A 23,359-nucleotide genomic window follows, 5' to 3' on the forward strand; every position below is an offset into this window, starting at 1 on the left:
AAAGGGGTTTACATGGTTATATTAGATTTCTTTTTTGAAGTTCCAAGGTTATTTCTTGAGAAAGAGAATCGCGCCAATAAACCTCTTTAAGCTGTCTGCATGTTAAACCAGCTATCTCAACAAATACAAGTTCAGTAGTTTCTTTATTTTCCTTTTCAGCGTATTTAAATAAATGATATGCAATTTCTACAAAAAATAGCCAAGTGAATATGGTTAATTTATTGAACAAAGTAATTTCTAAGATTTGACGATACTTATCACTTTTTAACGCTTGCATAAACAAGGCTAATGTATTCATTTTCGCTATATAATCGTAAAACTGATCGCTTAAAAGTAAATTTTTTAGGGAGTCAGTGCGTGGAGTGTTTGATACTTGTTCTAACTTAGACCAAATAAAATAATCATGTAATAAATCTTCAATAACATATTTAGTTGATTTTATATCTCCATCTTCAGGTCTCAAAGTATCCAATGATTCATCACCTACTTCATAAAGAAGTGCTTCTCTTCCGTAATTAACAAGCACCACTTTCCTTTCAGATAACAACTTAATTTGTTCAACAATTTCAAAAACAGCATCCTTAATGACACTAAAATTCTGTGTATCAGATTGTTCTATCAGTGCCTGCTTTGTTGCAGCAAGCTCACGACGGTTGTCTTTCCACACAAAATACAATAGGAAAACTGATACAGTGGACAAAATAGGAGTAGCAACACCTGTGAAAATAGTTGCCGTATCAACCCATGTTTTTAGTTCTTTAGAGGGGGTAAAATCAAAAAAAATGCCAAAAGTAGTACTAACTATTAATAGCGCAAAGACTGCTATGATAATAATTAACTTAATTAACTCAGCTTCTCTTTTTTGTACTTTCTCATGTTCAGTCATTCACATTCCCTCGCTTAAAAATCCCTTTTTACACTAATCTCAATTACTTAACAACTAAGCAGCTCCGCGTATAGAGCGAATAATAGCCCCATTACTTTGAATGTTTGCGACGACAACACCCACCACTTCACGCGCAATGTCTTGGCCAATAAGCTGAGCGCTTTGCTCATTTGCTGAGCCTTGTACGTTAATTTGGTTTGTTATATTTAACGTAACACCTCGACTAACTGAATCATTAGCTGCAGCAGTTCCTGCGTTATAGCGGCGCGCCATTTGGCTAATTTCAATGTTTTGTTTAGGACTTAGTACACGCTCACCACGTTGTAATACATAGGTAGACTCATTAGGTACGTAATCTAAACCACCGTGCGCAATACCTGCTGGCTGCTGTGCTTTAATTTGCCTAACTTGCTGTAAGCCAAGACCGACTGCAGCAGCTGCAGCGACACCACCTAAAACAGGGCCCACAATAGGAATACCTGCAAGAGAGTTAAATGCAGCCGTGGCACTTTGGTATGTATTGATAATGGCTTGTGCTATAGCGAACGCTTTATATGTCTTAAACGCGGTTTTGCTTTGGCTTGCCATGGTTTTGAATGTGGCAGCACCTAAACCAATAATAGCTTGAGCTTTATCTGCTTCAGTTTGTTTTTCAAAATTAGCGAAGGCAACAATGTTACTTTGTAGGGCACCGGCATAGCGGTTCTTAATTTGAAATAAACGCTCTTGGTGTGCAGCCTCATCAGCTTCACGCTGAGAATAATAGCCGGCAGCCGCATTTAATTCAGTTTGACGTTCAAGATCACGAATTTGATTATCTGCATTGTATTGCAACTCGCCACGGTCATCGTTAGCAGCCAAACCTAAAGTTGCACGGCGTTTTGCATCAACTCGTGCTTGTTGCCTTGCTTGCTCTACACGCAGCTCATTATTATAAGCAGCAAGTTGCTCTCTATCAGCAAACCCTTTAATAATCGCTATACGATTATCTAGATCTCTGCGTAAGTCATTTTTACGTTTTTCTTCCGCTTGGTTTTGAATACGAATTTTTTCAGCTTCACGCTTTTCGACTAACGCTTGTACATCGTCAGAATACTTTGTGTCTAACTGTTTAAGAATGGCATCGTATTTTGCTTTATTAGCAACATCGTTTTCACGGGCAGTGATCACCATTTGGCGCTGTTTGTCGTAACTGATCTTCAGCCTTGCTTCCTCACCCGCTAAGCGCTCTTGTAACCGTTTAATATTCTCTGGTAATTCAGATGCAGATTCAGATTGGTCAGACTTAGGTGTGTTCCACTTAATCTCGCTTAAGTTCTTTTCAAAGTTAGCAACCTCTGTGGCCGTATCCATTAACTTAGCGCGTAACTCTGTTTGCTTATCAATGTACGACTCTAAACTTCTAATTTGACGGCTATAGGCAGATGCTGCACGCCCAGTTGGTGCTTGGTCTTGTTGCGCTTTTAAATCAGCAATTTTGCTATAGGCATCTTCAATATTTTTACTGTATTTACTGATTTCATTTTGATTATTACGCAGCTGTGTAGTGGCTTTTTTATTGGCAAGTGTGTCAAAAGCAGTAGATAAATCATAAAGGTTTGTTTCAAGCTTTTTAGCGGCTACGCTTGATGTGTCGCTTTGACTTGCAAAGTAGGCAAGGGCGAGGCCAGCAGTCATGATCACACCGACAGGGCCGCCTAAAAAACCCATGGCAACATTTAACCCTCGTGATGCAATCGTTGCTCTAGTCGCCGCTACAGTATAGGCATTAGTCGCTGCAGTAAGGTTTGCTTCAGAGGCGGCAGCTCTATTGTTCGTTGCTGCTAAACGTGTAATGGCCGCTGCACGTGTCCCTGCAGTTGATGCAGCTGCTAGTTGGCGTTTTGCCGCTGCATTTTCATATAACGCACGTTCCCGCTCAGCAATAGCATTTATCTTGGCTTGTTTAGCCAGGGCAGCATCAGCAATTATTGCTTGGTTCTTTGCTGCTACGTTTGCAATGTACCCTTGCGCACTTGCAGCCAAGCTTGACACTAAACGCCCAGATAGAACTGTTGCTAATGCACCTGTCGCAAATACTAAGTCGTCTACAACCTCTTCGTTCTCGCGCAAATACGCCATTGTATCGGTAATACTGCTTACAACACTGGTAACAGCAAAGTTTACTGGCTCTTCATATTTACGTATTAAACGCTGATATTCATTGCCCATTTCAGCAAAGCTTGCGTTTATCTTGCCTTCAGTCGCTTCAGCTGCACCCGAATAATCTTCTAGCGCTTTGATCAAATAGTTTTTGAACATTTGGCTAGTTACTTGGCCATCGTTCACCATTTGTCTAAAACCGCCAGCGGCTTTACCTGCTGCTTTATCGAGTTTTTGTAATAAGCCAGGCATTGGCTCAGTGACTTGGTTTAGCTCTTCAGCACGTAACACACCCGCAGTCATACCTTGTGTCATACCAAACAAGCTTTGGCCTAGCTGTACATTACTGGCACCTGTTTTAGCGGCTGCATTGGCCATACCTTCAAGTATTGCAATGCCTTGCTCTTGGGTAACAACCCCCGCATCTTGTAGGGTTAATATTTTACTGTATGAATCGGCGAGGGTGGTGTAACTGGTATTAAGTCGGTCAGACGTTTCAAATAAATAGGCTTGCACCTTTTCATATTCACGCACTGAGCTTGTTAAGCCCTTCAATCGAGTATCGAGAAGTTGTGCAGCACCGGTATCACGTACAAACATCGTCGCGGTACCAATGCTCACCAGGGTAGTAAGCGTTGCACCTAATTGGCCGTAAGCCGTATTCATTAAACCGAGCTGGCGCGTCATCGCACCTTGTTGGCGCATCACAGCCGCTTGGCTTACACCTAATTGTTGGTTGGCTGCACTTTGGCGTTGTACAGCCTGGTTAATTCTGTTTAGTTCGTTGACGTTCTGGCGAGCACCTGCAGTAACAGCTTTGCCGTCATAACTTAAGCGTAACGCCAAATTCAAGTTGTTGCTCATCAGGTCGCCTTATCAATCCAATTATGGTGCGCTCAAGGGTTTGTACTTTGTCAAAGTCGGGTGGGGTCAGTGTTATGTTTGCATATCGCCATGCAATATCAGCCCTGGCATAATCAAGGGCAAACTCAACCCCGTTATTATCTAACTGCCATTGACTCGATGCGGTAGTTATAGCGATTACTGCAACGTGATTAGCTGGCAATACAAATAATGTGTCGTCTTTGTCGTTTTTAGGCGCAGCTTTAACAGGTGCGCCAAAATGGGCTTCGTCGTCATCTAATGTTTGGCTTTGTGCTGCTAGGTCGCCCACAAACCACCTAGCAACATCGTTTAGTTTTTTTCCTGTACACGGTATTGCGCGTTAATACACTCAACACTTAACCGTGCAGTTAAACCAGGAAACGCAAGCATTTCTTCAAGCGTGTCGGTTGCAAAGGGCACTTGTTTGCCTTCGTCTACATAATCATCCCAACCAACAAGCAATTCACGAACAATATCCTTATCATTCGAGTTTTGCTTATTCGTAAGTTCATCAAGCGTTTTATCATCAACAATTTTAATTTTCGCTGTGAATTTGAACTGCACTCCCGCAAAGGTAAAATTTAGCGGCGCTTCAGCTGATGCGTTTTTCAATTCTTCTAAAAGTTTTAATTTCATTTTTAAGTTCACTTATATGCATTAGTCAGTCGTTTAGCCTCATCCTTTGCGGCTTTATGACTACTAAATTTAAGAATGCCACTGCTATCTTTGCAGTAACTTGGCGCTTTTCCCTTTGGCTTTACAATGACCGTGTAAAATTCAACACTTCCTGTGACGATATTTGTGACGTTGACGGCTTGAAAACGCATGGAATTACTCAAACACGATGGTTAATTCATCGTAACCCGCACCACTGGGTACCAGCTTTCCATCAAACTCATAGCCTGTTAATTCAGAGTCAAGGCTTGTGTATTTAGGGTGGGGCATTTGATAACGGCCAATAATGGTGACTTTTTTACCCACAGCGGTACCGTGCGTAAATTCGAACATCTGCACTTTGCCAACATCATCGAAGGGGTTGAAGTTTGCCAGTTCTTCAGCTGTAAGCGTAAAGTTGGCACTGCTTTCATGACCAGTGATCATAATTTCTTCGTGATTAATGGCACGGTCAAATACCACGTTATTACCCAAATCAACGGTCAGCTTATGTAGAGTTCGCTTCACATCATTTAACTTAAAGTCAGAGCTATTGCTTACACCAAGTACTTCAGGACGAACCCAGCGGTCCCAATCCACTGCAGGTGCAGCAGCACTTGCAATAGGGGCACTAAATAAGCCTTTAAATTGCCAGTTCAGCATTGGCTTACCTTTTTCAAGCTGTAAGCTCACATTGCCTTTCATTTCGCTTATTTCATGCGTGTTCTTACCAAAGCGAACTAAGCACTTAACAGCAACAGCAGCACCTTTGGTGAATGTCACGCTACTCGCATCAGCAACTTGCACCATGCCACAGGCAAGTAATAGGGGCGCAAAGGCAGGCTCATTACCTGCCGTGCCGCTCATAGCAAGAGGCGTTTTAAAGTTAAGGCTAATGTGCTCACCGTAAAACGTTTCAAGACTTGCACCGCTGTAGCTTGTTTCTAGCTCGTCTTTTTCACTTTCGTTCTCGATGGCAAGCTCAACTTCACTTGCGTAAATTGCATGCATACCCGTTAATGTGGTGCCCAAGGCATCCGCTAAAATTAATTTATCTTTAAAGCGCCAGCTCATGATTTACTCTCCACTTTAATTAACTCGCCATCTTTCAAGTTAAATGCGCCAGCAAGCTCTGTACGAGATGCCTTGTTACTCGAAAGTACCTTGTTTACATTGGTCGCAATGGCCATAGCACGAGACACTTTAGGCTCTGTAATAACAACGCCTCTTTCTGGTGCTGGTTTTGTCGATTGCGATTCGGTTTGTTTGCTCATGGCATCACCTTCACAGTTACGGTATGAATACCAGTTACACTGAACTGGCACTGATAAATTAAGTTGTTTGTTTCTTTGTTAAGCTCAACAGTGCGGCCTTTATCTAGCTTAATCGGGTCCCATCCTTCAAACTGGCAACCGGCTAAGGCTTCTTTCACTTGGCCTCTTAACTCTTTAATTTCGGCATTACTGGTTGCGTTGCCCGTTAGGCAAGGAATAACAATCATCACTGCAAATGTTTCATGCACCTGGTATTCATCAAGCCCTGGTACTTGGTTTGTGTTCTGGTTATCTTCAGCAAGGGGCAAAACAAATAGGTGCGAACTATGTACCGCACGTTTTCTCACTTCGTTAAAGTCACTTGAAAACCCAAGCGTTGCTCTAATTGCAGATTGTTTAAGGACGGTTTCGACCTTGTTTAAATCAAAGTTAAATGACATTTAAACCCTCTTTAAACTCACTTTAAATTAACCAGTCTTCAACGATGTCGTTAATTTCTGCTTCTTGTATTGCTGCTATGCCAAGTATTGGCCGAGCAGGCAGCTTCACGCTTTTATTGCGTCCTGTTTCACCACCAAAGTGATGTATGGCGGCATACTTTTCACCCAGGCCATGTACTAACGTGTTGTAGCTTACGTTGTGTGTAACAGAGCCAGCTAAGCTGCGTGTATCGGTTAGTGTTAAACCGCCACGGTCTTTTGCTGCCTGAGATTGTTCCCACTTACGCCCTTCAGGTGTCATTTCACGTAAAAAGCGGGTGGTGACGTCCATGTCTAAAAATGCGCCGATATCGTCCAATACATCGGTAGCTCTTTCACTGGTTGTTGCAATTTGGCTCAGGCGGGGCAGTGCATTACCCGATAAATCGATAAATACCCCAGCCATCGTTAGTACCTGTCCCAGTCAAATTGAGAGCCTGCAGCTTTTGTTCGCATCCCAGTTCTTGAGCCTGCAGGCGCATCTTCCTTAATTTGGATCACACCTTTACTAACCTTATCTAATAGGGCCATGGCCTTTTTATTTAGTTCTTTAAGGTGTTCGTCGGCGATATTGGTTGCCAATTCACAGTGCATTAAGTCAATCGCAATGCCTGGCAAAACCGACGTGTTGATATCGTCTTGTGTTAACTTAAAACGCGCTACAAAGCCCGTAATAGTGGCGTTAACGTCTTTTTGTGCTTCGCTGTACCATGCAGCAATCTGCTGTTGCAACTCTGTTTCAGGTTCACCCAGTAAAGCCGTTTCTACATCGTCACGGGTAGGGTATGCACCTGGCTCTGCAAATTTTGCAGACACAAATTGCAACAGCACATTAATGCCAATTTTGTCTATAACTGTTTGAGTTGTCGTAAACATACATGCCTCAGTTAGTAAAAAAAGGCTCTCAGGAAACTTGGAGACTAAGAGCCTTTTACAGGGAACAATGCGTTAATTAATTCGGATTAAGTACATTCGTTAGTAAGATGCCGCAGTCTTTGGCAATCACCACTTCTTTAACTGCTTCACCAACCATGACTTCTACACCACCATTTAAGCCTGCAGCCACATCGCGGTTAGAAGAAATTCGCGAGCCATAACGTGCAGTCAAAGCAAATGTCATTCGTTGATTTTGGAACGACGCCAGCGGGTCGTGATAGGTAAACGATAAGTTGTCAGCAAAGGCACGTTTTAAGTTAATGTCCTTGCCTTTCTTAGCTGTGTTTAAACGAGCTTGACCAACATTAATATGCTCAAGTTCAAGCTGCTCTAAAATCCAGCTCCAAGGCACTAAACCTTTATCACCACTTGAACCGTTGAATGCTTTAACGATATTTGGATGCGTACGAATTTTAGTAGCAACAGCTTGCGACATATTCATTGCATTAGGTCGCATCAATGGCTCATCAAGCATTTCAAGGAAGAACGGCAAGATATCGAGTGCTGGATCATCTAAGAATTTAAAGCCTTGAGCCGATAAACTTTCAGACTTACCAAAGTTCGATGCGGTGTTAAATAGCTCTGCAACACGAACCTCACGGCCAAGTAGTACTAAATCGGTGATACTTTCAGCCGCATGGGTACGCGGGTTATAGTTAGCTGGTGCGTTATCCACATCATCATTTGGAATAATGTCTGATAAGCCGTGGTCTACTACTGAGCTTTCTTTTTCCGTTACTGAGAACTCAACTTGATTTGGGCCCGATTTACGGCCAATTTTAGTATCTGGCAACGTAAACTTGTCGCCTTTATTGTACTCAGTCCATTTAAATGCACGTTTACCAACAGGCGAATAGGGGGCTAATTGGTCAGCAATTAGCTTTTTGTTTTTATAAGCAATGGCAATGGCCGTTTGCTCTGTATCGGGTGTAAATGGCATACCATTACTCATGGCAATTCCTCACTTTATGAAATTAAGTTAACCCAAGCGCCTTACGCGCTTGGAATCGTCGCAATGAGTTGCGGCGCTAAAAAGATGTCACCAATGGTGCCAGCATCGCCGGTTTCCATTGCCCAGCCAGCAACATGAATTTGGGTTTCACCTACATAGTCGGCCAAATCCAATGCAATGGCTTTACCTTCAGCATCAGCAACAATTAAGTCACCCGCTGCAATATCACCACCAAATTCAACAGGGGCACTTTGTGTCATCACTACATCAACACGAAGGTGGTTATCAGTGCCTTGCTCTGTTACGCCAGCAAATACCGCGCTTGCATCTGTTGCAGCAGCAACATGAAAATCTTCAAGTGCTGATACAACTACAAGGCGATTCGCTGCAATTGCTGAAACAGCCGAAAAGTTTCTAATAAATCCTGGTTGCGCCATGGTTTTATACCTTCTTAATGTGGTCTAACGCAGACGAGATACTAATCGTAATGCCTTTGTCAGATTGTGACTTTTGATACTCAAGCGCTTTAGCAGCAAGCGTTTCAGCTGTGTCGTTGCCGTTTTCGTCGCTTGTATCATCTTTATTAAACTCGCTTGTTAAGCCAGTTTGCTCGGGTAAGCCTTTTAAAAAGCCTTTAAACCATTCTGCTGGTTTAAGTGTTTGGCTCGCGCCATCCGCTGCAGCGAACTCAAACGTTGTGTCGCCATCGCCAAGGCTTGCCATAAACTCAGCTACGCCATCTGTGTTAGTTAAGCGAGGTGCATCACCACTGTTAACTTCATCATTGATGAACGTCTTAGCAGCTGTTACACGTTGGCTGTATTCAAGTTGCTCGTTCTTGGCATTGGCTGCATCAAGCTTGTCTTGAAGTGCCTTTTTTTCTTTATCCATCGCATTGTCCTCATTGGTTGGGGGCGTGGTGTCATCATCACCTTTACTAAATTCGGCATTACCTTTGGCTCGCTCATGCTCAGCAATAATGGTTTCTTCTTTTAGCCACTCTGATTCGTATTCGGGCACAACTTTATCTGCCGCTTCACTACCAAAACGATCAGTAATGAAGTTACGTAAATTGCCCATAAGGCGTGTGAGGGTGTTTGATGTGCGTAGCGATATACTGTCCATATCACCGGCAGCAAATTCAAAGGTAAGGGTGTCGGCATTCTCATCCTGGTTAAATTGCCAGGCTAAACCGTCAACAGCAGGAGGCTTGCCACCTAAGTATCCAATGTGGGCAAGTTTGTAGCCGTTTTCGACTTTTTCTAATTTAACTGAGCGGTTAGGGTATCGCTTATCTTCAACGGCTTGAGCAAACTCACTGCTTACTTCATCTGCTTTAGCGTAAAGTACGCCGTCTACGGCTTTTAATTCACTGGCCCAGCCCCAAGCGGGTGATTCCATGGTTGGGTGGCCAATAACGAGTGGGGCGGTTTTAGGCTTAAAGTTAGCAACAACGCTATTTAAATCGGCTTCACTAAATTCGCTAGTAACGCCTTTGCTGTCTGTTTGGGTGCCAGCTTTAAAAACTTCAAACCAATCGAACTGTGTATTGGTATTTGCTTTGTGTGCCATGTTCTAAGTGCCAAAAACGAGTAATTGGCACTTAGTTTATGAATTGATAGAGAAAGGTACTGCTGGAAAAGGGTTTACATTTATTTTTTAAGCTTTTGAGAAATATTGGAATCTTCAGTTTCATATATTTCAAAGTACTTGTACTCAAACAATCGCTTTTTTTCTTTTATCTCTAAAAGAACTTCATCTGTATTACTTACACCAATAAAGTTTACTATATATACAAGTTGTTCAAACAAGTGACTAATTTCTCTGTATAATATTGCATCATTACTAATACCTCCTGAAAATTTCAATCCCAAAAAATCATAATTGAAGTTAAAAAGTTTTTTTAACCTTCTGTTTTTTTCATCATCCGTTGCATTGTAGGCTTCTGATTCATAGTAAGGTGTTGTTTCTTTGTGACTTTTATAGTCAATTATAAGATTATCGAGCTTTTCTACCAGAGGAGCTATATTCACAATATTAATATTTGTTATGTAGTTATCAGGACCGCTACCGCTAAACAGTCCTCGATATAGTTTTTCAGTATTTACTATAATTTTACTGTTATTAGTAGTGCTCATTGTTATTTTTTTACAATATTCATCGAAATATTTAAAGTGATTAAAAAAATTATTTGAAGAGTTATTTTTTTCAACTAACCGATTGCTTTTAGCTTTTTGTTTTGACGAATGAAATCTATTAATCATAACAGCTAAAGTAAGAGGGACTGTAAGCATTGTAATAGGAAATGCGTAATAATTTACAAAAGAAGCTAGTGACTCAGATGATACACGTGGATTGTAAAGCCCATCAGAAATTAGATCTTGAGTTAATGTATACATTAACCAGCAGACGACACCAAGTGGAACTAGTACCACAATCCAAAAAATCCAGTTTTGATGTAATGCCTTATCCTCATGAATACCAAAAAGATACCTGAAAATATTTTTTAATGAGTTCCAACCTTTTACTAAGTAGAACATGATATTCCTTTAAACTTTAAGATATTCATACTATATTCAAAAAGCTACAAACAACCAAGGAATGGTTATGAAAATTAATATCCCACGAAAAGTGCTTTACGGTCTTGCTGCTCCAGCGTTAATTTTATACATAGCACTTAATCTTCACGTTTATATCACCAACGACAGCAAATATTACTCAGAGAATCCAGATGAAGCTTTAGCTGAGTTCTACATAGCATTAGCAGAGCAATTAAAAAACAACCCAAATACTGAGTTCATAAACAAGCTTTCGGAGTCTTATAGAGACAAAGTTATAGATGATGAAGAGTTTATGGCTTTAGCAAGAATTCAAATCGAACAGAAAAAGCTCATTACGGTCAGTTACAAAGAGAAAATAGTGTTTGATAATGCTAAAGCAAAATTCGCTGAATCATGGGAAAAGTACCAGAATGAAAATCCAGTACTTTAAATTAGATTCAAACCATGTTTAAAACACGTTTAAATCGAACTGTAAGTGTTTAAACTACACTTACTTAAGCCAATGTGGCTTAGTTCTATTACAAGCTCTTAAAATAGGACTGTGAAAGAAGACTCAATCTGAGTCTTTATCTTTTGAGGATTCTGCTATCTTTGTTTCTCGTGCAAGGTCTAAAAACTCAAACCAGTCGTTTAAACACTGCTTTATAAGATGTAAGGAATACACCAAAACACTCAATGCAAATAAAGCTGTCAGTAAAGCAAAAAGAGTTGTGTAATAGCAATTAAACAAACCAAACGTTAATTGAGTTATTGCAGCACCAATGCAACTTGCTACAGTCCAAAATAAAAAGTCGCTAAGGTTCTTTAGTGGTGCATAAAATACCAATCCACTTTTTAGTTTACTTCGTTCTTTAAAACGCTTTTCATATTCATCATGGTCATATACATTTTCTTTTAACTTAACAATGATGAAGGTTTTTAACGAGAGTAAAAATCCACCTAACGTCAAAAGCCCAGCAAATAAGCTACCTCTAATGTTAACTTGATAAAATTTTACAACTTTGTTCGGGTCTAAATCTAACCAAATAGTAAATCCAAAAATAGAAGCAATAATACCGAGCGAAACTATAAAGCAACAAAATAAAACTTTTTTACCAGCCATTATCTGCTCCTTTGTTTTTTCCTAATTTTAGCTTTAAAGTACTCTGAACGCTCATTGCAAATGTTAATTAACTCTTTAATCATCCAGCTATCTGCAAAGTCATCGATATCAAGCGAGTCAATTTTTTTCGTGACATCATCAAATTCATAGACGCCAAAAATGTCTAAGTTTTCTGATATGTCAAAAGTTTGCTCATTATCATTTATATCAATGGCAATTACTCGGCCAGAATCAGCTTCAGAATCATTTACACAGGTTATGACGTTTTTTAATAAATCTGTAAATCTTGATTCCTGGCTAAAAAGAAATCGTTGTGTGTTTTTTACAACATGATCTTTTAACCCTCTAAACTCATCTGCCTCGACCTCAAGAGTAGAGAAGCTTAACTCTAATGCTTTAATTCGCTTCATGTGTTCAAGGATTTTATTTAACTTTTCTTCACTAACAAGCATTTGCCATTTAAAGCGGTCTTTGTATTCTTTATTGGCCTTAGTCGTTGCTTTCTTTTTAGATAGTTCCTCTGTTTTAATGTAATGCTTTTTCGCTTCATCTACTTTTTGCCTAACTACAATATTAAATTGTTTTTGTAGTAGCTTCATTGTTCCGTTCATACTACAAGATTGGTGATAATGTTGGTAAAGGCCAATACCATTATCTTTTTTTATCACGAAAAAATTAAATTCCATCAGACTAGCATCTGGATCAAGATCAGACACCACAAGTTTCATGGCACCAGTTGCATCTTTTTTCAACTGACAGTATGTTTTTGCGTCTTTTGCTGTAATAACTAAGCCTACGTGATAATCATCATGAGCGTTAGAATTAACAAAAACTAAACGTCCACCTCGATCTTCATTCTCTTTATTGGTATCGATAGGAGTAGCCTCAATATGAGACATTAAATCATCAAGGCTAGGTTTGTCGGTTGGATCAATACTGAATCCCAAAATACGTACTTTCATATAGTTCCCTCTAACTTTTGGAAACCATACCTTAAATCAAAAATGCTTTAGAAAAAACCAAACTGAACAAATTATTAACAAAATATAACTTTGTGATATTTGTTGGTAGAGCAAATTACTTTACATACGAGTGCTATCTGTTACTTTTCTCTTTAAATATCAAGGAGAGAATAATCATGGCTAAAGACAACCAAAAAGAAAAAGTCCGAAGTGTGTTCAATTATAAATACTTCCAGATAGCGCTAGCAGTGCCGCTTGCTTTAGGTTGCACCTTAATGATCTTAATTTGGCAAAACGATAACTTGTCTTTTGAGAGGCCTAGTAAAGAGTCACTAGAAACCTTCCTAACTTATATGTCAGTTCCATTATGGATTATGGGTTCAGCAATTCCATTCGCAACACTTGCAGCAGCTAACTTTAGAGCTATTCAATTTCAAGAAAATTTGAACTACCAAAAAAGGAATATTGAACGACAAGAATATGAACATAAATTAGATCTCTACCACAAGGAACTTGTGTTGTTTAAAGAAAAATTTGAAGCTGCAATTAATAATGGTGGGTTCAAATTAATCAGAGCAAACGATGCAACCTCAATTTATTGTCGCTTTTACCTTAAACCAAAATCAAAAGACGATGCTCATAACACAATCGACCAAAACCGTGTTGATTACATCTTTACCTTTTTCATTAACTTTGAAAAAAAAGTTTTTGCTATTGCTAAAGAGCCTAATATAAACAAAATGAAATATGAAATAATTAAGTACATTATTGATGATAAAGATAACAAATTTTTACCTGATATTTGTATGAGAACTAATTCATACAAAGTAAAAATCATCATTCTTTTATCAACTTTTGAAAATGTTTTAAAAGAACTTTGTGATGTAATTGGTATCAAGCATTATTCTATGTTTAATTCCTCACTAACAAAGGTCATTGAGTTGATAACAGAAATTTTGGCACTACAACGAAGCTTGCTGGATAGTGGAGATTCAAAATACAACCATTTTTTTTCTTTTAATAGGCAATCTCATCTTATCGAAATTCTAAATTTATGGATAAAGCAAAGTCAGATAAAGATGCATACAGAAAAGGATACTGGTTACCAATATAAAAACTTTATAGACGATTGTCGGCTTACCTACACACAAATAAAAAATGAGAAAGCGAAAAAGCAATAGCTCCAAAACCATTTTTGATAAATACTGAGCTGATATCAATGTTCATATGCAAAACTATCGCTTAGTTTGTAGCTTTTCTTCAATATCGCTAAGAGATAAATCATCTAAGTCAATAAATTCATTTGCATTCCAACGGCTCATAAACTCTCGATACTTGATAGAGTTAACCGGTTTTGTTCCTATGAAAAATGTTTCACCTGCAACTCCCAGTTTGTTGGTGTAAGTGATCTTAGTCGCATGCTTCAATGAAATAAAAACAAAACCATATTTATCCTTTAGTTGAGATTTTTGAAACTCAAAATATATATCAGAAAACTTAGCGTTATTATCATAGCCTGTGACAATTGCTAATTCCCCTTTCGGTTCAGTTGAAGTGAAACTGGTATCGTAATAACCAATTATCGGTATATATGATAAAGTTTTTCCTGTATCAGTGAAGTGTTCAATAACTAATAGTGAATTTACATTCTCTGTAAAATTACTTATACCTTCACCTGAGTTGTATATGCTTAACTCTGTCTTGTGCGAACTTTTGGTTACCGGATCATATAAATACGTCTCTTTTAGGTAGAAGTTTGGTTCAACATTAATAGCAGACAATATCAATTGTTGATCAGCTAACTTATAAGACGCCAATGCAACAAAAAGGGCTGCGAGACTAATACACACAGGAGCCAAAGTTTCAAAGTATATTTTGTTATTTTTGAGCCAACTTTTCATTGTTATTAGTATTTAAACCTTAGTCCTTTGTAAAACTCTCTCTACTCGGCCAAGAACTGTGAAGCGGCCTGACTCGATATCGTCTACCTCAACAAAGAAACTTGAGTAGGCTGTGTTGTCGCTGGTGACTTTGTAGCCCTTACTTTTGAAGTCGTACTGAATACGTTTTACGAAAATCTCATCATCAAAACGAAGTACACAAACACCTTCACGAGCTTCTGCTAGATCATCAACTAACGAAACAAGTGTTAAATCACCGTCATACAGGGTTTGTTCCATACTGTCCCCACGAACGGGCACTACAGTAAGCCTTTTGTTGTGTAAGTTATGTTGCTCTAGCCAGCGTTTTGATAGTTCAAATCGCGCGATAGGGTGCTCAGCAATAACTAAAGCTCCGCCACCAGCACTTGCAGCAAGATCATATTGCGGAACTGCTATTAAATCAGTTTTAGTGGGCTCTAATACAGCTGATGGAGTATTAACACCTTTTAGGACGTAAGTTACATCAAATCCGATATCAGATAGGGCAATTAACTTGTCTGAAGGAATAGGATATCCGGATTCCCATCTCAATAAAGTAGTTTTTCCAACACCAATAGCTTCAGCTGCTTGTTGTTGAGTTAGACCTAACCTGTTTCGTTCATCTCGTAAATAAGTTGTCATTTATTGAAACTTTCTTCTATCTAAAATAACACCAAATTTCAAAAAGATACAAAATATTGAAATAAAAAGTGCCAAAATACTGAAATTATAGTGTTGACAGTTTCAATATATTGAAACTAAACTCATCACATATTCACAAACACATTCTCTTTTTATCTCGCCAAAGAACAGAAAAGAGAATGAAAACCAAAAGGTACTTTACAATGAAACCTGAAGAAATTAAACAAGCCCTTGATGAAAAAGGTTATTCACTTTCGATCCTTGCTGCAGCACTGGGTTTAAACCTCTCTCACGTGAGTAGTGTGGTGTACCAACACACCTCGTCTTACAAAGTTGCATCTGCAATCTCCAAAATTATTGGTAAGTCAGTAGAAGAAATTTTCCCAAATGTTAAGGCCTATCACCGAAACAAAGATAGCCGAACAAAGAAGATAGAAGCGCTTAAAGAACTCTTAGCCAGCGATCAATAGCATTGGCAAAAAAGAGCAATAAATCAAAGTAATTTTGCAAGAGATTTTTACCATGGAACAGCTCACTAAAGCACAACAAAATCAGCTAACTAAAAGCATACTTGAAGCCGATGTAGCACCAGACTGCGATATCTATAACTTGTTTATTCATAGTGTATGCTCAGCAATGAAGCGTTCTGGTTTCAGCCGCCCAGTTATTGCAGACCGTATGAATGACGCATTACGCGCCCAAGAGTGCGATGTAGATCAAGCAAAACTAAACAAGTGGTTAGCGCCAAGCCAACCTCACTTTATGCCTATGCATTACTTGCCAGCCCTGTGCTATGCAGTTCGCTCTACAGAACCTGCCAATGTTTTACTTAAACCCATTTTATATAAAGCCGTTGATCAACGCGCTCAACTACTACAGCAACACGCAGAACTTCAGATGGAAATCGAAGAACGAACCGCTATGCAACGCTACATAGCAGAGTCGTTACTTACCGATAGTTCTGAAGAATGACAGCACCATTACACCACGCGTTACAAAACTCATTTAAGGCTTAAAGCAATGACAATCAAAGACCAAGAACCGTCTGTTTTTTGTAAAAATGGTCGAATTATACACAACGGAGGGCAATATGAGCACTGATTTAGCAGAGCAAATTTTTAGCCCCGAAGAGCAACAACAGCTCACCGCCAAAATAGAAAAGATGGCAGGGCACATTCAATTAGTTATGCCTGATTCAGTAGATGAAGCATGGCAACTGGTTGTTCGTATGGAAGAGCAAGCATTAATCGATTCCGCAAAGCGTGGATTAATTTATTTGAGTATTAAGTCACATTCACAACATGGTGAGTTTGATAAAAAGCTTAAAGAATATGGTATTCCGCGCCGTAATGCATTTAATGCAATGGCCGTTTCTAAGATGTTTTTAGCGCTTCCTGAATCAAAAGTGCAGACGTCTGCACTTTTGAATATGAATAAAAGCAAGCTTATTGAAATGGCTCGCTTACCTGTTGAAACGGTTGAAGCACTTGACGAAGACGACCTAGAAACACTGAATGACTTATCAGTACGAGAGTTTCGCAAAGAAATTCGCAAGCTTAAAGAAAAGCACACTGAGCTTGAAGAGCAAACAGCCACGCTAATTAACGCGCTTGAAAATGAGCGACTAGTAAAAGCTCCTAAGCAAATGTACGAGCTACCTATGCTGGTTGCTCAGGTTCGCCAACGTGCTTATTCGCATAGCGCCATTGTCAATGAATCACTGGAAGAGTTTATAGGCTTGGTTGAACAGCTATGCACTAGCCGTGACCTTGACCCAAACCACCGTGTTGGTGGCGCTCAAACTACGTGGCATTTATGGCTGGGTATTCAGCAACGCATTGGCCACATGCTTAATCGTCTTAGTGATGAATTTGGCGCAGAAAACCTAACGGGTGCTGAGCAAATTCCGCACTTTGCCGAAGACGAGTGGCAAGACGCACAAGCTAACCGTGAATACATGCTAGCCATGTTTAACGACCGTATTAAAACCCGCGAGTAGGAGAGACTAATGCATCCTGCAGTTCAAAAATTTAACCAGCTACCAAGTATTGGCAACGATTTAACATGGCAGAACGCCAGTGAAACAGCTCGAAAAAAAGCCCAATGTAAAGCTGTTTTGGTGCGCCACTTATTAACACAAGAAGGTGGCTTGCCTAATGCGTTTGCAAATCTGGTGGCTGAATACCGTGGTAACACCGCAATAAATTCGCTGACATCAGCCATTGATTCATTAGGACGTTTGCCTGGTCGCGCAACAGTTTATAACTGGTGTAATGCCTACAAAGAAAATGGCATTAATGGTTTGCTGCCTAACCACAAAGGCAAAGCTCAAACACAATACAGCTGGCTTTCACGTTGTTTAGAACTTTATCACAGCCCAAATAGCCCTAGCTTTGCGCAGGTGGCAGACCAATTAAACAAAGAAGGTTATAAAGCTGAACATCATCAAGTTCGCCGCTTTATAAATGGCTTACCACACGAACTTGGCCCACAAAGCCCTTACCGTATGGGTGCTAAGTTATACCGTGAAAAACATAAAGATCATTTATTGCGCTCAACAGAAAATATTAAACCCGGTGTTTTATATAACGGCGATGGCCATACGCTTGATGTTTACTTAGCGCACCCAAAAACAGGCAAGCCATACCGCGCTGAGCTTACAGCATTTCAAGACGTTGGCAGCCGCTGCATTGTTGGTTGGGAGCTTGGCTATGCCGAAAGTACGCTAGATACGCTTTCTGCGATTAGCCGCGCTATTAAAGTACACAACAATGTGCCCGCCATGTTTTATCTAGATAACGGCTCTGGCTACAAAAATAAGCTAATGAACGACGATACAACCGGCTTTTACGCTCAGTTCGAAATCGACGTTATTTTTGCGATACCTGGTAATGCACGAGTTAAGTGGATAGAGCGCTTTTTCTTACACATGGAAGACCGCGTAGGAAAGCGTTTTAGCACTTACTGTGGGCGTGATCATGATGACCGTCATAAACAACTTATCTTAAAAGAGGCTAAGCAGGGTAAACGCGACCTACCCACAGTTGATGAATGGATTGATGAATTTAAATCCTTTTTAAATGATTACCACAACAGCGAACACCCAGAAATTAAGGGGAAAACCCGCCAGCAAGTGTGGGATGAAGGCATAGAGCGTGTACCACCAGTAGAGGACGATTTTGTCATGCTACCGCGTGAAAAAGTGAATATTCGCCGTGGTCGTTTTCGTTTACATCAACGTGACTACAGTGCTGATTACTTGCACCAGTTCAATGGCCAAGAACTTATAGCCGCATACGACTTACACGATGATAGCTACACCAAGCTTTATAAGTTAAACGGCGAGTTCTTAATGTTTGCCAACCTTAAAATTAAGTCACATGCCGTGCCAACATCACGTATCGAACAGGCTGAAAGCAAACGCCGTATTGGCCGTTTAAAACGCTTAGATACCAAGCGCCGTGAAGTAGAAGCACAAGAAACAAATACACGCATTATCGATATTAAAGCTGTTGAAGAGTTAGCAGCTCCGGTAGCGCCAGCTATTGCCCATCAAACAGAGGTTAACGTGTTTGAGTTTGACGTAACACCGACTAAACCACAGCACGAAATTGACTTAGACGAATTACTCGAACAACCAATTACACGCAAGGAACAAAGCTATGAGCTATAAAATCCCATTTACCTACACCGACGAGCAAACTCTTCGTGTTGAACTAATCAACCAAGAAATGGATACGCTTGGATTAACACCAGAAAAGCTAACCTGTGGTTTTGCGCTGCAATCGATTAAAGAAGCCCTGACATTCAAATGTACCATTAATCCACAAAAGGTTATTGATGTTATCTGGTCTGAGCTTTTTGATATTGCCAGCATTGAAGAAATTCAAAAACGAAATGGCTTTAATAAAGCGTATTCAAAGGCAGATAGGGAGTTGTGTACACGTATTTGTTTGCGTTTACAGTCACCAGAAATGCGCGACCAAAACATTACCAGTGCAAGCATTGCTAAAAGTATGGGTAAAAGCGCTGCAACAATTAGCCAATTACTAAACGGGAAATATGGCGCGAACCCAAGCAAACATTTACATGATATTTGGGGCCTTATTTCACCTGCAGAGCTTGAACAATCAAAACAAACAGAAGAACGTAAGCATGTCAGCATTGTGTATGGCAAGGTGCCGTTTATTCCTACAAGCACATCTAAGTTAATTGCAATGGCGTGTGACCAAGCAAGGCAGCGTCGCCGTTTTAGTGTATTCGCAGGACAAGCAGGTCTTGGTAAGACTAAGGGCATTAATGAATATTGTCGCCATAATAAAGAAGCCATTTTAATTGCTGGCAGTGAACAAACCAGCAGTGCGCAGGTGCTCGATCAATTGATTTTGGCTTTGGGCTTATCTCGTTGCCCAAGTGCCTATAAGAATATGCAAAAGATCATTATGGCACTGCGTGATACAGACCGCCTGATCATCTTAGACGAAGCTGATAAGTGCAAACCTAATGCGCTTGACCCGTTACGCACTATCAGTGACCAAGCTATTGTTGGTGTAACCCTCGTTGGCAATATTCAACTAGTCGACAAGCTACAAACTCAAGAACGCTACGAACTCATTGCAAGCCGCGTGTGCTTTTGGCCCAAACCTATTGGCCAAGTAACCGTTGAAGATATCAAGACCCTATTTGTTGAGTTAACCGAGGGCATCGTAAAGCTTGCTAATGACGATGCTAGTTGGTGGCAATGGCTGCATAAGCGCGTTGAAGGTAATGCTCGCGAGCTTGTCGAAAACCTATTACCGCATGTTTTAAATCATGCCAACAAAAAGCCTGGTGTCGCAATCGATAAGTTACTTATTAACGGCATTTTTAGCTCTGTACTGAACAAACCTGCAGTTTAAACGCTGTTTAAATTCCATTTAAAGAAGGATTAAATCATGGCATTTTCAATCAAATTAAACACACCACGTTACTCAGCTGAGCTTGCGTTTAGCTCTTTAGTGACTAATGCAGTAATGCTTGCTCTTTTAGCTAAGAAAGACCCACAAGGTGAGCTAATCGACAAATGCAACGGCAACATTAAAGCGGCCTTTGCCACACTGGCTGCAGATAAGCTTTTTAGCATTCACCATGTTCATGAGGTGAATGGCCCAGCGCATACCGCGCGCCGCTTTAACACTATTTGTCGAGAGTTCCCGCTTATTTTTACTGAAGGCATGAAAGACTGGGGAATTAAGATTATCTCGTTAGAGGCATCGCCTCACTTTGAAATTCAAATGTTGGAGGAAAGCGCGTGAATAATTTGATCCAACAAATCAAAATTGCGCAAAAGGCGGCGGGTATCGATCAAGATACCCACCAACTTAATGTTGCGTATATTTCTAACCAACGCACTAACACGTGTACTGGTTTAACAAAGCTCGAACAACAGCAGCTGCTTGCTCGTTACCGTGCAATGAACCCGAACGCAGGGAAAAAGCAATTACCACCACAGCTTAAAATGATTTATAGCCTGTGGGGGCAATTACACAGAGCCGGTGCAGTTAACGTTGACTCTAAAAGCGCTTGTGAGTCGTTTTGTGAAAACCACTTACAAGGTAAAAAGCTGTATCAAAGCGCACAGCAATGGCCGCACATCATTGAAGTACTTAAACAATGGTTAGCACGCCACAAAGCAAAGCAGGGGGCTTAAATGGCTCATTACCAAGACTATCAAAACTTTACTATCAACCCGCGTAAACAGCCTTATAGCGAGATGGAAAGTAAGCGCCCAGTTAAAGCTGAAGACAAACGTAAGTGCCGTATTCGCCGTGATGTGGAAGCCTACCATCAACAGCGCGCAATCGATCGAGAATACGGCCTTGACTACTTATGGGATGAACAGTCATGAACAAACCTGAGTTAGATTTACGCGCATTGCCTTATGGCTTGCGCAAGCTTGTTGAAATTCTAGGTGTCGATAAAACGATAGCGCTACTTACTGAACACCAGGGCCAAATGTTTTATATACCCCGTAAGCCAACAGCTAACCATGAGGCAGTTAAGATTTTTGGTATTGAGTTAGTACAAGCCCTGGTTGATGAATACGAAAACAAGCATTACCAAATGCCAATGCTGCATAAAGTACTTCAGCAAATTCGCAACCAAGAGATTTGCTACGCGCTTGATAATAAAACCTGCAGCATTCAGCAGCTGGTAAAGCGTTTTAAGATCACGCGCCAGCAAGTAAGCAGTATTTACAGCACGTATCAACAAGAACGTGTAGGCGAAACACAGTTAAATTTAAGTTTATAGGGGATCATCATGGAATCTATTTCTGATTTAAAAAATGAAGCTGAGCAGTATTTTAGCGAGGCATCGGCTCGTGGTACACCTGTTATTACTTTTAAATGCCCGTGCTGCAGTAAGGAGCTTAGAACCTTACAACCACCAAAAGGTGTTATATGGGACACATTGTCTACCTGTTGGCATTGTGGTGCTGGTTTTTTCAAGATAGCGACACAGGACGAAGTACGCGCTCAAGTACCGCCTTCGCTTGGTCATGCAAAACAATAACTTTGTGTTGCTCACTGCTTTGCAACTCAGTGGAGGAAAAAAGCCAAAGCAGTGGCAACTTGAATTTGGTTTAAACCTATTAAACCGCTACATAAACCAACGCAAGTTATTTGGCCTAACAACAACAGGGTTAATGGACGAATATCACGAAGCGTATAGAGAAATTAAGGGTAAATGATGGAACACAAGGAGCTTTTTGAAAAATGGCTAATTACGCAGTTTGGTCCTGTTCACTTAAGAGGGCTTTCGTTTGACGTAAAAAATGGATACTCAAGCCAAACAATCAACGCAATGTGGATTGGCTTTAATGCTGGTATTGAATTAACAAATAAGATTTAAGTGAGAAATGTATGGCGACTGAATACCAAACTTACGTAGTAAAATTTGAAGGTGAAGCCCCTCCTATATCAGGTGGTATGGACATCAATGGTGGTAAGCTAAGTAAAGTTAGCTTTAATGACCAATTAAAGCAAAATGACATAGCAAGAGAAAAAATTGAATATCTGCGTGAAGAGTATGAGTTTTTGTATCAAGCAGAGATAGAAAATTTATTAGACGAAATTCTTAAACTGATTTAAACCATGTTTAAACCTAATTTAAATTAATTGGCTTGCCCCTATTGTAATGGCAAGCCTTTTCATTTTAACCTAATAAGACACCCGCAAAATACAACGCTGAAAACAACTTTACAGCGGAATGCCCCCCTCTAAATTGATTTACTTAACGCATGACAAAAACAGTGCATGCGCCATTTATTGAGTTATTAGCTCAGCTTATTGTGTCGGCCAAGTCTAAAAACGAGCAAATCGCTATATCACGCCGTTGCCCGTTAAAAGATTTGCCAGCACTACGCACACGCGTAAAAGAGCTATTAAACCCAGCTAACCAAAAGCCAACGCGGAAAACTCCTTTGCCTGCCTGTTACGTCCTAATTAAACAACGATTAACTAATCTGAGGACTCAACATGGCGGCCAAAATAAGAGTTAAAGTCCCAACTGCACCTAGTTTCTTATTTCAGGAAATAGTGCCTGAAAATGTCTTTAATCTTTTTAAAGACGATCCCCTTTTTCTTTTAAACTTTTTTGATGAAAGAGCCTTACGCATGCTGCAAAAGCTGCGTGATAAGTTTGGCCCATGCACAGTAAATAACTGGCTATGGGGTGGTGCTAACCACTTACGCGGCTATAGACCGTTAGACTGCCCAATTGGCGCAAAGCGCAGCCAACACAAACTAGGTAAAGCCTTTGATTGTAGTTTTGAAAACTACACCGCTCAGCAGGTACGTGAATACGTATTAGCTCACCCTGAAGAATTTCCTTACATCACAGCCATCGAGGGCGATGTGAGTTGGTTCCATTTCGACGTTCGCACACCTACGTGGATCGGCATTAAAGTTTTTTACCCGTAAG

33 protein-coding genes are annotated in these 23,359 nt (G+C 40.2%); 16 read left to right on the top strand and 17 right to left on the bottom strand.

Going from position 1 to position 23,359, the window contains the following annotated elements; translation table 11 throughout:
- Window positions 1-16 precede the first annotated feature (16 nt).
- The 13 genes from CWC02_RS08390 to CWC02_RS08455 form a co-directional block, all read right to left on the bottom strand.
- A complete protein-coding gene (locus tag CWC02_RS08390) occupies window positions 17-886 on the bottom strand; it encodes a hypothetical protein (RefSeq protein WP_138617612.1) in 870 nt (289 codons plus the stop codon).
- 54 nt (window positions 887-940) lie between these two features.
- On the bottom strand, window positions 941-3,892 hold the full coding sequence (locus CWC02_RS08395; RefSeq protein ID WP_138617614.1) for a tape measure protein: 2,952 nt from the start codon (window positions 3,890-3,892) through the stop codon (window positions 941-943).
- Window positions 3,852-4,202: a hypothetical protein gene (locus CWC02_RS08400; RefSeq protein ID WP_138617616.1), complete on the bottom strand. Its 351-nt coding sequence runs from the start codon at window positions 4,200-4,202 to the stop codon at window positions 3,852-3,854. The genes CWC02_RS08395 and CWC02_RS08400 overlap by 41 nt, the downstream gene beginning before the upstream one ends.
- A gap of 20 nt (window positions 4,203-4,222) precedes the next feature.
- The gene (locus CWC02_RS08405) at window positions 4,223-4,549 is read right to left on the bottom strand and encodes a hypothetical protein (RefSeq protein WP_138617618.1); all 327 of its coding nucleotides are present in this window, start codon (window positions 4,547-4,549) and stop codon (window positions 4,223-4,225) included.
- A 195-nt stretch (window positions 4,550-4,744) separates the two neighbouring features.
- Window positions 4,745-5,641, bottom strand: a complete 897-nt coding sequence (locus tag CWC02_RS08415; RefSeq protein ID WP_138617622.1) for a hypothetical protein — start codon at window positions 5,639-5,641, stop codon at window positions 4,745-4,747.
- Window positions 5,638-5,841 (bottom strand): hypothetical protein, encoded by a 204-nt coding sequence (locus CWC02_RS08420; RefSeq protein WP_138617624.1) that lies wholly within the window; start codon window positions 5,839-5,841, stop codon window positions 5,638-5,640. The genes CWC02_RS08415 and CWC02_RS08420 overlap by 4 nt, the downstream gene beginning before the upstream one ends.
- On the bottom strand, window positions 5,838-6,281 hold the full coding sequence (locus CWC02_RS08425; RefSeq protein WP_138617626.1) for a phage tail terminator protein: 444 nt from the start codon (window positions 6,279-6,281) through the stop codon (window positions 5,838-5,840). The genes CWC02_RS08420 and CWC02_RS08425 overlap by 4 nt, the downstream gene beginning before the upstream one ends.
- Before the next feature lie 22 nt (window positions 6,282-6,303).
- Window positions 6,304-6,726: a phage virion morphogenesis protein gene (locus tag CWC02_RS08430; protein WP_138617628.1), complete on the bottom strand. Its 423-nt coding sequence runs from the start codon at window positions 6,724-6,726 to the stop codon at window positions 6,304-6,306.
- A gap of 2 nt (window positions 6,727-6,728) precedes the next feature.
- On the bottom strand, window positions 6,729-7,196 hold the full coding sequence (locus CWC02_RS08435) for a phage protein Gp36 family protein (protein WP_063530167.1): 468 nt from the start codon (window positions 7,194-7,196) through the stop codon (window positions 6,729-6,731).
- Window positions 7,197-7,272: 76 nt separating this feature from the next.
- A complete protein-coding gene (locus tag CWC02_RS08440) occupies window positions 7,273-8,208 on the bottom strand; it encodes a capsid protein (RefSeq protein ID WP_138617630.1) in 936 nt (311 codons plus the stop codon).
- 41 nt (window positions 8,209-8,249) lie between these two features.
- The gene (locus CWC02_RS08445; RefSeq protein WP_138617632.1) at window positions 8,250-8,645 is read right to left on the bottom strand and encodes a DUF2190 family protein; all 396 of its coding nucleotides are present in this window, start codon (window positions 8,643-8,645) and stop codon (window positions 8,250-8,252) included.
- A gap of 4 nt (window positions 8,646-8,649) precedes the next feature.
- The gene (locus CWC02_RS08450) at window positions 8,650-9,780 is read right to left on the bottom strand and encodes a hypothetical protein (RefSeq protein ID WP_138617634.1); all 1,131 of its coding nucleotides are present in this window, start codon (window positions 9,778-9,780) and stop codon (window positions 8,650-8,652) included.
- A gap of 80 nt (window positions 9,781-9,860) precedes the next feature.
- Complete coding sequence (locus CWC02_RS08455) at window positions 9,861-10,748, bottom strand: hypothetical protein (RefSeq protein ID WP_138617636.1); 888 nt, start codon at window positions 10,746-10,748, stop codon at window positions 9,861-9,863.
- Between the two features lie 67 nt (window positions 10,749-10,815).
- On the opposite strand from CWC02_RS08455, the gene CWC02_RS08460 reads away from it, so the two are divergent.
- On the top strand, window positions 10,816-11,199 hold the full coding sequence (locus tag CWC02_RS08460; protein WP_138617638.1) for a hypothetical protein: 384 nt from the start codon (window positions 10,816-10,818) through the stop codon (window positions 11,197-11,199).
- A 123-nt stretch (window positions 11,200-11,322) separates the two neighbouring features.
- On the opposite strand, the gene CWC02_RS08465 is transcribed toward CWC02_RS08460, so the two are convergent.
- Window positions 11,323-11,871 (bottom strand): hypothetical protein, encoded by a 549-nt coding sequence (locus CWC02_RS08465; protein ID WP_138617640.1) that lies wholly within the window; start codon window positions 11,869-11,871, stop codon window positions 11,323-11,325.
- Window positions 11,871-12,833 (bottom strand): hypothetical protein, encoded by a 963-nt coding sequence (locus CWC02_RS08470; protein WP_138617642.1) that lies wholly within the window; start codon window positions 12,831-12,833, stop codon window positions 11,871-11,873. The genes CWC02_RS08465 and CWC02_RS08470 overlap by 1 nt, the downstream gene beginning before the upstream one ends.
- Before the next feature lie 176 nt (window positions 12,834-13,009).
- On the opposite strand from CWC02_RS08470, the gene CWC02_RS20825 reads away from it, so the two are divergent.
- Complete coding sequence (locus CWC02_RS20825; RefSeq protein WP_212751475.1) at window positions 13,010-14,014, top strand: hypothetical protein; 1,005 nt, start codon at window positions 13,010-13,012, stop codon at window positions 14,012-14,014.
- Window positions 14,015-14,068: 54 nt separating this feature from the next.
- Here CWC02_RS20825 and CWC02_RS08480 read toward each other — a convergent pair whose 3' ends face one another.
- Entirely contained in the window at window positions 14,069-14,734 is a 666-nt protein-coding gene (locus tag CWC02_RS08480; RefSeq protein ID WP_138617644.1) for a hypothetical protein, read from the bottom strand.
- A 12-nt stretch (window positions 14,735-14,746) separates the two neighbouring features.
- Window positions 14,747-15,397, bottom strand: a complete 651-nt coding sequence (locus tag CWC02_RS08485; RefSeq protein WP_138617646.1) for an XRE family transcriptional regulator — start codon at window positions 15,395-15,397, stop codon at window positions 14,747-14,749.
- Between the two features lie 203 nt (window positions 15,398-15,600).
- Between CWC02_RS08485 and CWC02_RS08490 the strand changes: the two genes are divergently transcribed.
- From CWC02_RS08490 to CWC02_RS08555, 14 genes are all read left to right on the top strand, one after another.
- Window positions 15,601-15,867: a helix-turn-helix domain-containing protein gene (locus CWC02_RS08490; RefSeq protein WP_138617648.1), complete on the top strand. Its 267-nt coding sequence runs from the start codon at window positions 15,601-15,603 to the stop codon at window positions 15,865-15,867.
- Between the two features lie 52 nt (window positions 15,868-15,919).
- A complete protein-coding gene (locus CWC02_RS08495) occupies window positions 15,920-16,369 on the top strand; it encodes a hypothetical protein (RefSeq protein WP_138617650.1) in 450 nt (149 codons plus the stop codon).
- Window positions 16,370-16,487: 118 nt separating this feature from the next.
- The gene (locus CWC02_RS08500) at window positions 16,488-17,396 is read left to right on the top strand and encodes a hypothetical protein (protein WP_138617652.1); all 909 of its coding nucleotides are present in this window, start codon (window positions 16,488-16,490) and stop codon (window positions 17,394-17,396) included.
- A gap of 9 nt (window positions 17,397-17,405) precedes the next feature.
- The gene (locus CWC02_RS08505) at window positions 17,406-19,070 is read left to right on the top strand and encodes a Mu transposase C-terminal domain-containing protein (protein ID WP_138617654.1); all 1,665 of its coding nucleotides are present in this window, start codon (window positions 17,406-17,408) and stop codon (window positions 19,068-19,070) included.
- Window positions 19,060-20,295: an AAA family ATPase gene (locus tag CWC02_RS08510; RefSeq protein ID WP_138617656.1), complete on the top strand. Its 1,236-nt coding sequence runs from the start codon at window positions 19,060-19,062 to the stop codon at window positions 20,293-20,295. The genes CWC02_RS08505 and CWC02_RS08510 overlap by 11 nt, the downstream gene beginning before the upstream one ends.
- Window positions 20,296-20,331: 36 nt before the next feature.
- Entirely contained in the window at window positions 20,332-20,691 is a 360-nt protein-coding gene (locus CWC02_RS08515) for a hypothetical protein (protein ID WP_063705220.1), read from the top strand.
- A complete protein-coding gene (locus tag CWC02_RS08520) occupies window positions 20,688-21,086 on the top strand; it encodes a phage protein GemA/Gp16 family protein (RefSeq protein ID WP_138617658.1) in 399 nt (132 codons plus the stop codon). The genes CWC02_RS08515 and CWC02_RS08520 overlap by 4 nt, the downstream gene beginning before the upstream one ends.
- The gene (locus CWC02_RS08525; RefSeq protein ID WP_138617660.1) at window positions 21,087-21,284 is read left to right on the top strand and encodes a hypothetical protein; all 198 of its coding nucleotides are present in this window, start codon (window positions 21,087-21,089) and stop codon (window positions 21,282-21,284) included.
- On the top strand, window positions 21,281-21,688 hold the full coding sequence (locus CWC02_RS08530; protein ID WP_063705226.1) for a Mor transcription activator family protein: 408 nt from the start codon (window positions 21,281-21,283) through the stop codon (window positions 21,686-21,688). Before CWC02_RS08525 ends, CWC02_RS08530 begins: the two co-directional genes overlap by 4 nt.
- Window positions 21,689-21,697: 9 nt before the next feature.
- Window positions 21,698-21,949, top strand: a complete 252-nt coding sequence (locus CWC02_RS08535) for a hypothetical protein (protein WP_138617662.1) — start codon at window positions 21,698-21,700, stop codon at window positions 21,947-21,949.
- Entirely contained in the window at window positions 21,936-22,127 is a 192-nt protein-coding gene (locus CWC02_RS08540; RefSeq protein WP_138617664.1) for a hypothetical protein, read from the top strand. Before CWC02_RS08535 ends, CWC02_RS08540 begins: the two co-directional genes overlap by 14 nt.
- The gene (locus tag CWC02_RS20750; protein WP_171043830.1) at window positions 22,124-22,288 is read left to right on the top strand and encodes a hypothetical protein; all 165 of its coding nucleotides are present in this window, start codon (window positions 22,124-22,126) and stop codon (window positions 22,286-22,288) included. The genes CWC02_RS08540 and CWC02_RS20750 overlap by 4 nt, the downstream gene beginning before the upstream one ends.
- 11 nt (window positions 22,289-22,299) lie before the next feature.
- The gene (locus CWC02_RS08545; RefSeq protein WP_138617666.1) at window positions 22,300-22,527 is read left to right on the top strand and encodes a hypothetical protein; all 228 of its coding nucleotides are present in this window, start codon (window positions 22,300-22,302) and stop codon (window positions 22,525-22,527) included.
- Window positions 22,528-22,914: 387 nt separating this feature from the next.
- Window positions 22,915-23,358, top strand: coding sequence for a hypothetical protein (locus tag CWC02_RS08555; protein WP_138617670.1), 444 nt, complete (start codon window positions 22,915-22,917; stop codon window positions 23,356-23,358).
- The last annotated feature ends 1 nt before the right edge of the window (window position 23,359 follow it).

Origin of the sequence: Pseudoalteromonas sp. S2721, from assembly GCF_005887425.1 — a bacterium.
GTDB classification, from domain to species: domain Bacteria; phylum Pseudomonadota; class Gammaproteobacteria; order Enterobacterales; family Alteromonadaceae; genus Pseudoalteromonas; species Pseudoalteromonas simplex.

Excerpts from the sequence above, each read along its gene's own strand:
- CWC02_RS08555 (WP_138617670.1), top strand. The coding sequence starts at position 22,915 with ATGGCGGCCAAAATAAGAGTTAAAGTCCCAACTGCACCTAGTTTCTTA.
- CWC02_RS08530 (WP_063705226.1), top strand. The coding sequence starts at position 21,281 with ATGAACAAACCTGAGTTAGATTTACGCGCATTGCCTTATGGCTTGCGC.
- CWC02_RS08500 (WP_138617652.1), top strand. The coding sequence starts at position 16,488 with ATGAGCACTGATTTAGCAGAGCAAATTTTTAGCCCCGAAGAGCAACAA.
- CWC02_RS08415 (WP_138617622.1), bottom strand. The coding sequence starts at position 5,641 with ATGAGCTGGCGCTTTAAAGATAAATTAATTTTAGCGGATGCCTTGGGC.
- CWC02_RS08430 (WP_138617628.1), bottom strand. The coding sequence starts at position 6,726 with ATGGCTGGGGTATTTATCGATTTATCGGGTAATGCACTGCCCCGCCTG.
- CWC02_RS08470 (WP_138617642.1), bottom strand. The coding sequence starts at position 12,833 with ATGAAAGTACGTATTTTGGGATTCAGTATTGATCCAACCGACAAACCT.
- CWC02_RS08390 (WP_138617612.1), bottom strand. The coding sequence starts at position 886 with ATGACTGAACATGAGAAAGTACAAAAAAGAGAAGCTGAGTTAATTAAG.
- CWC02_RS08490 (WP_138617648.1), top strand. The coding sequence starts at position 15,601 with ATGAAACCTGAAGAAATTAAACAAGCCCTTGATGAAAAAGGTTATTCA.
- CWC02_RS08525 (WP_138617660.1), top strand. The coding sequence starts at position 21,087 with ATGGCTCATTACCAAGACTATCAAAACTTTACTATCAACCCGCGTAAA.
- CWC02_RS08395 (WP_138617614.1), bottom strand. The coding sequence starts at position 3,892 with ATGAGCAACAACTTGAATTTGGCGTTACGCTTAAGTTATGACGGCAAA.
- CWC02_RS08480 (WP_138617644.1), bottom strand. The coding sequence starts at position 14,734 with ATGAAAAGTTGGCTCAAAAATAACAAAATATACTTTGAAACTTTGGCT.
- CWC02_RS08450 (WP_138617634.1), bottom strand. The coding sequence starts at position 9,780 with ATGGCACACAAAGCAAATACCAATACACAGTTCGATTGGTTTGAAGTT.
- CWC02_RS08425 (WP_138617626.1), bottom strand. The coding sequence starts at position 6,281 with ATGTCATTTAACTTTGATTTAAACAAGGTCGAAACCGTCCTTAAACAA.
- CWC02_RS08405 (WP_138617618.1), bottom strand. The coding sequence starts at position 4,549 with ATGAAATTAAAACTTTTAGAAGAATTGAAAAACGCATCAGCTGAAGCG.
- CWC02_RS08510 (WP_138617656.1), top strand. The coding sequence starts at position 19,060 with ATGAGCTATAAAATCCCATTTACCTACACCGACGAGCAAACTCTTCGT.
- CWC02_RS08540 (WP_138617664.1), top strand. The coding sequence starts at position 21,936 with ATGCAAAACAATAACTTTGTGTTGCTCACTGCTTTGCAACTCAGTGGA.
- CWC02_RS08455 (WP_138617636.1), bottom strand. The coding sequence starts at position 10,748 with ATGTTCTACTTAGTAAAAGGTTGGAACTCATTAAAAAATATTTTCAGG.
- CWC02_RS08460 (WP_138617638.1), top strand. The coding sequence starts at position 10,816 with ATGAAAATTAATATCCCACGAAAAGTGCTTTACGGTCTTGCTGCTCCA.
- CWC02_RS08545 (WP_138617666.1), top strand. The coding sequence starts at position 22,300 with ATGGCGACTGAATACCAAACTTACGTAGTAAAATTTGAAGGTGAAGCC.
- CWC02_RS08535 (WP_138617662.1), top strand. The coding sequence starts at position 21,698 with ATGGAATCTATTTCTGATTTAAAAAATGAAGCTGAGCAGTATTTTAGC.
- CWC02_RS08440 (WP_138617630.1), bottom strand. The coding sequence starts at position 8,208 with ATGAGTAATGGTATGCCATTTACACCCGATACAGAGCAAACGGCCATT.
- CWC02_RS08420 (WP_138617624.1), bottom strand. The coding sequence starts at position 5,841 with ATGAGCAAACAAACCGAATCGCAATCGACAAAACCAGCACCAGAAAGA.
- CWC02_RS08445 (WP_138617632.1), bottom strand. The coding sequence starts at position 8,645 with ATGGCGCAACCAGGATTTATTAGAAACTTTTCGGCTGTTTCAGCAATT.
- CWC02_RS08485 (WP_138617646.1), bottom strand. The coding sequence starts at position 15,397 with ATGACAACTTATTTACGAGATGAACGAAACAGGTTAGGTCTAACTCAA.
- CWC02_RS08435 (WP_063530167.1), bottom strand. The coding sequence starts at position 7,196 with ATGTTTACGACAACTCAAACAGTTATAGACAAAATTGGCATTAATGTG.
- CWC02_RS08505 (WP_138617654.1), top strand. The coding sequence starts at position 17,406 with ATGCATCCTGCAGTTCAAAAATTTAACCAGCTACCAAGTATTGGCAAC.
- CWC02_RS08515 (WP_063705220.1), top strand. The coding sequence starts at position 20,332 with ATGGCATTTTCAATCAAATTAAACACACCACGTTACTCAGCTGAGCTT.
- CWC02_RS08465 (WP_138617640.1), bottom strand. The coding sequence starts at position 11,871 with ATGGCTGGTAAAAAAGTTTTATTTTGTTGCTTTATAGTTTCGCTCGGT.
- CWC02_RS20825 (WP_212751475.1), top strand. The coding sequence starts at position 13,010 with ATGGCTAAAGACAACCAAAAAGAAAAAGTCCGAAGTGTGTTCAATTAT.
- CWC02_RS08495 (WP_138617650.1), top strand. The coding sequence starts at position 15,920 with ATGGAACAGCTCACTAAAGCACAACAAAATCAGCTAACTAAAAGCATA.
- CWC02_RS20750 (WP_171043830.1), top strand. The coding sequence starts at position 22,124 with ATGATGGAACACAAGGAGCTTTTTGAAAAATGGCTAATTACGCAGTTT.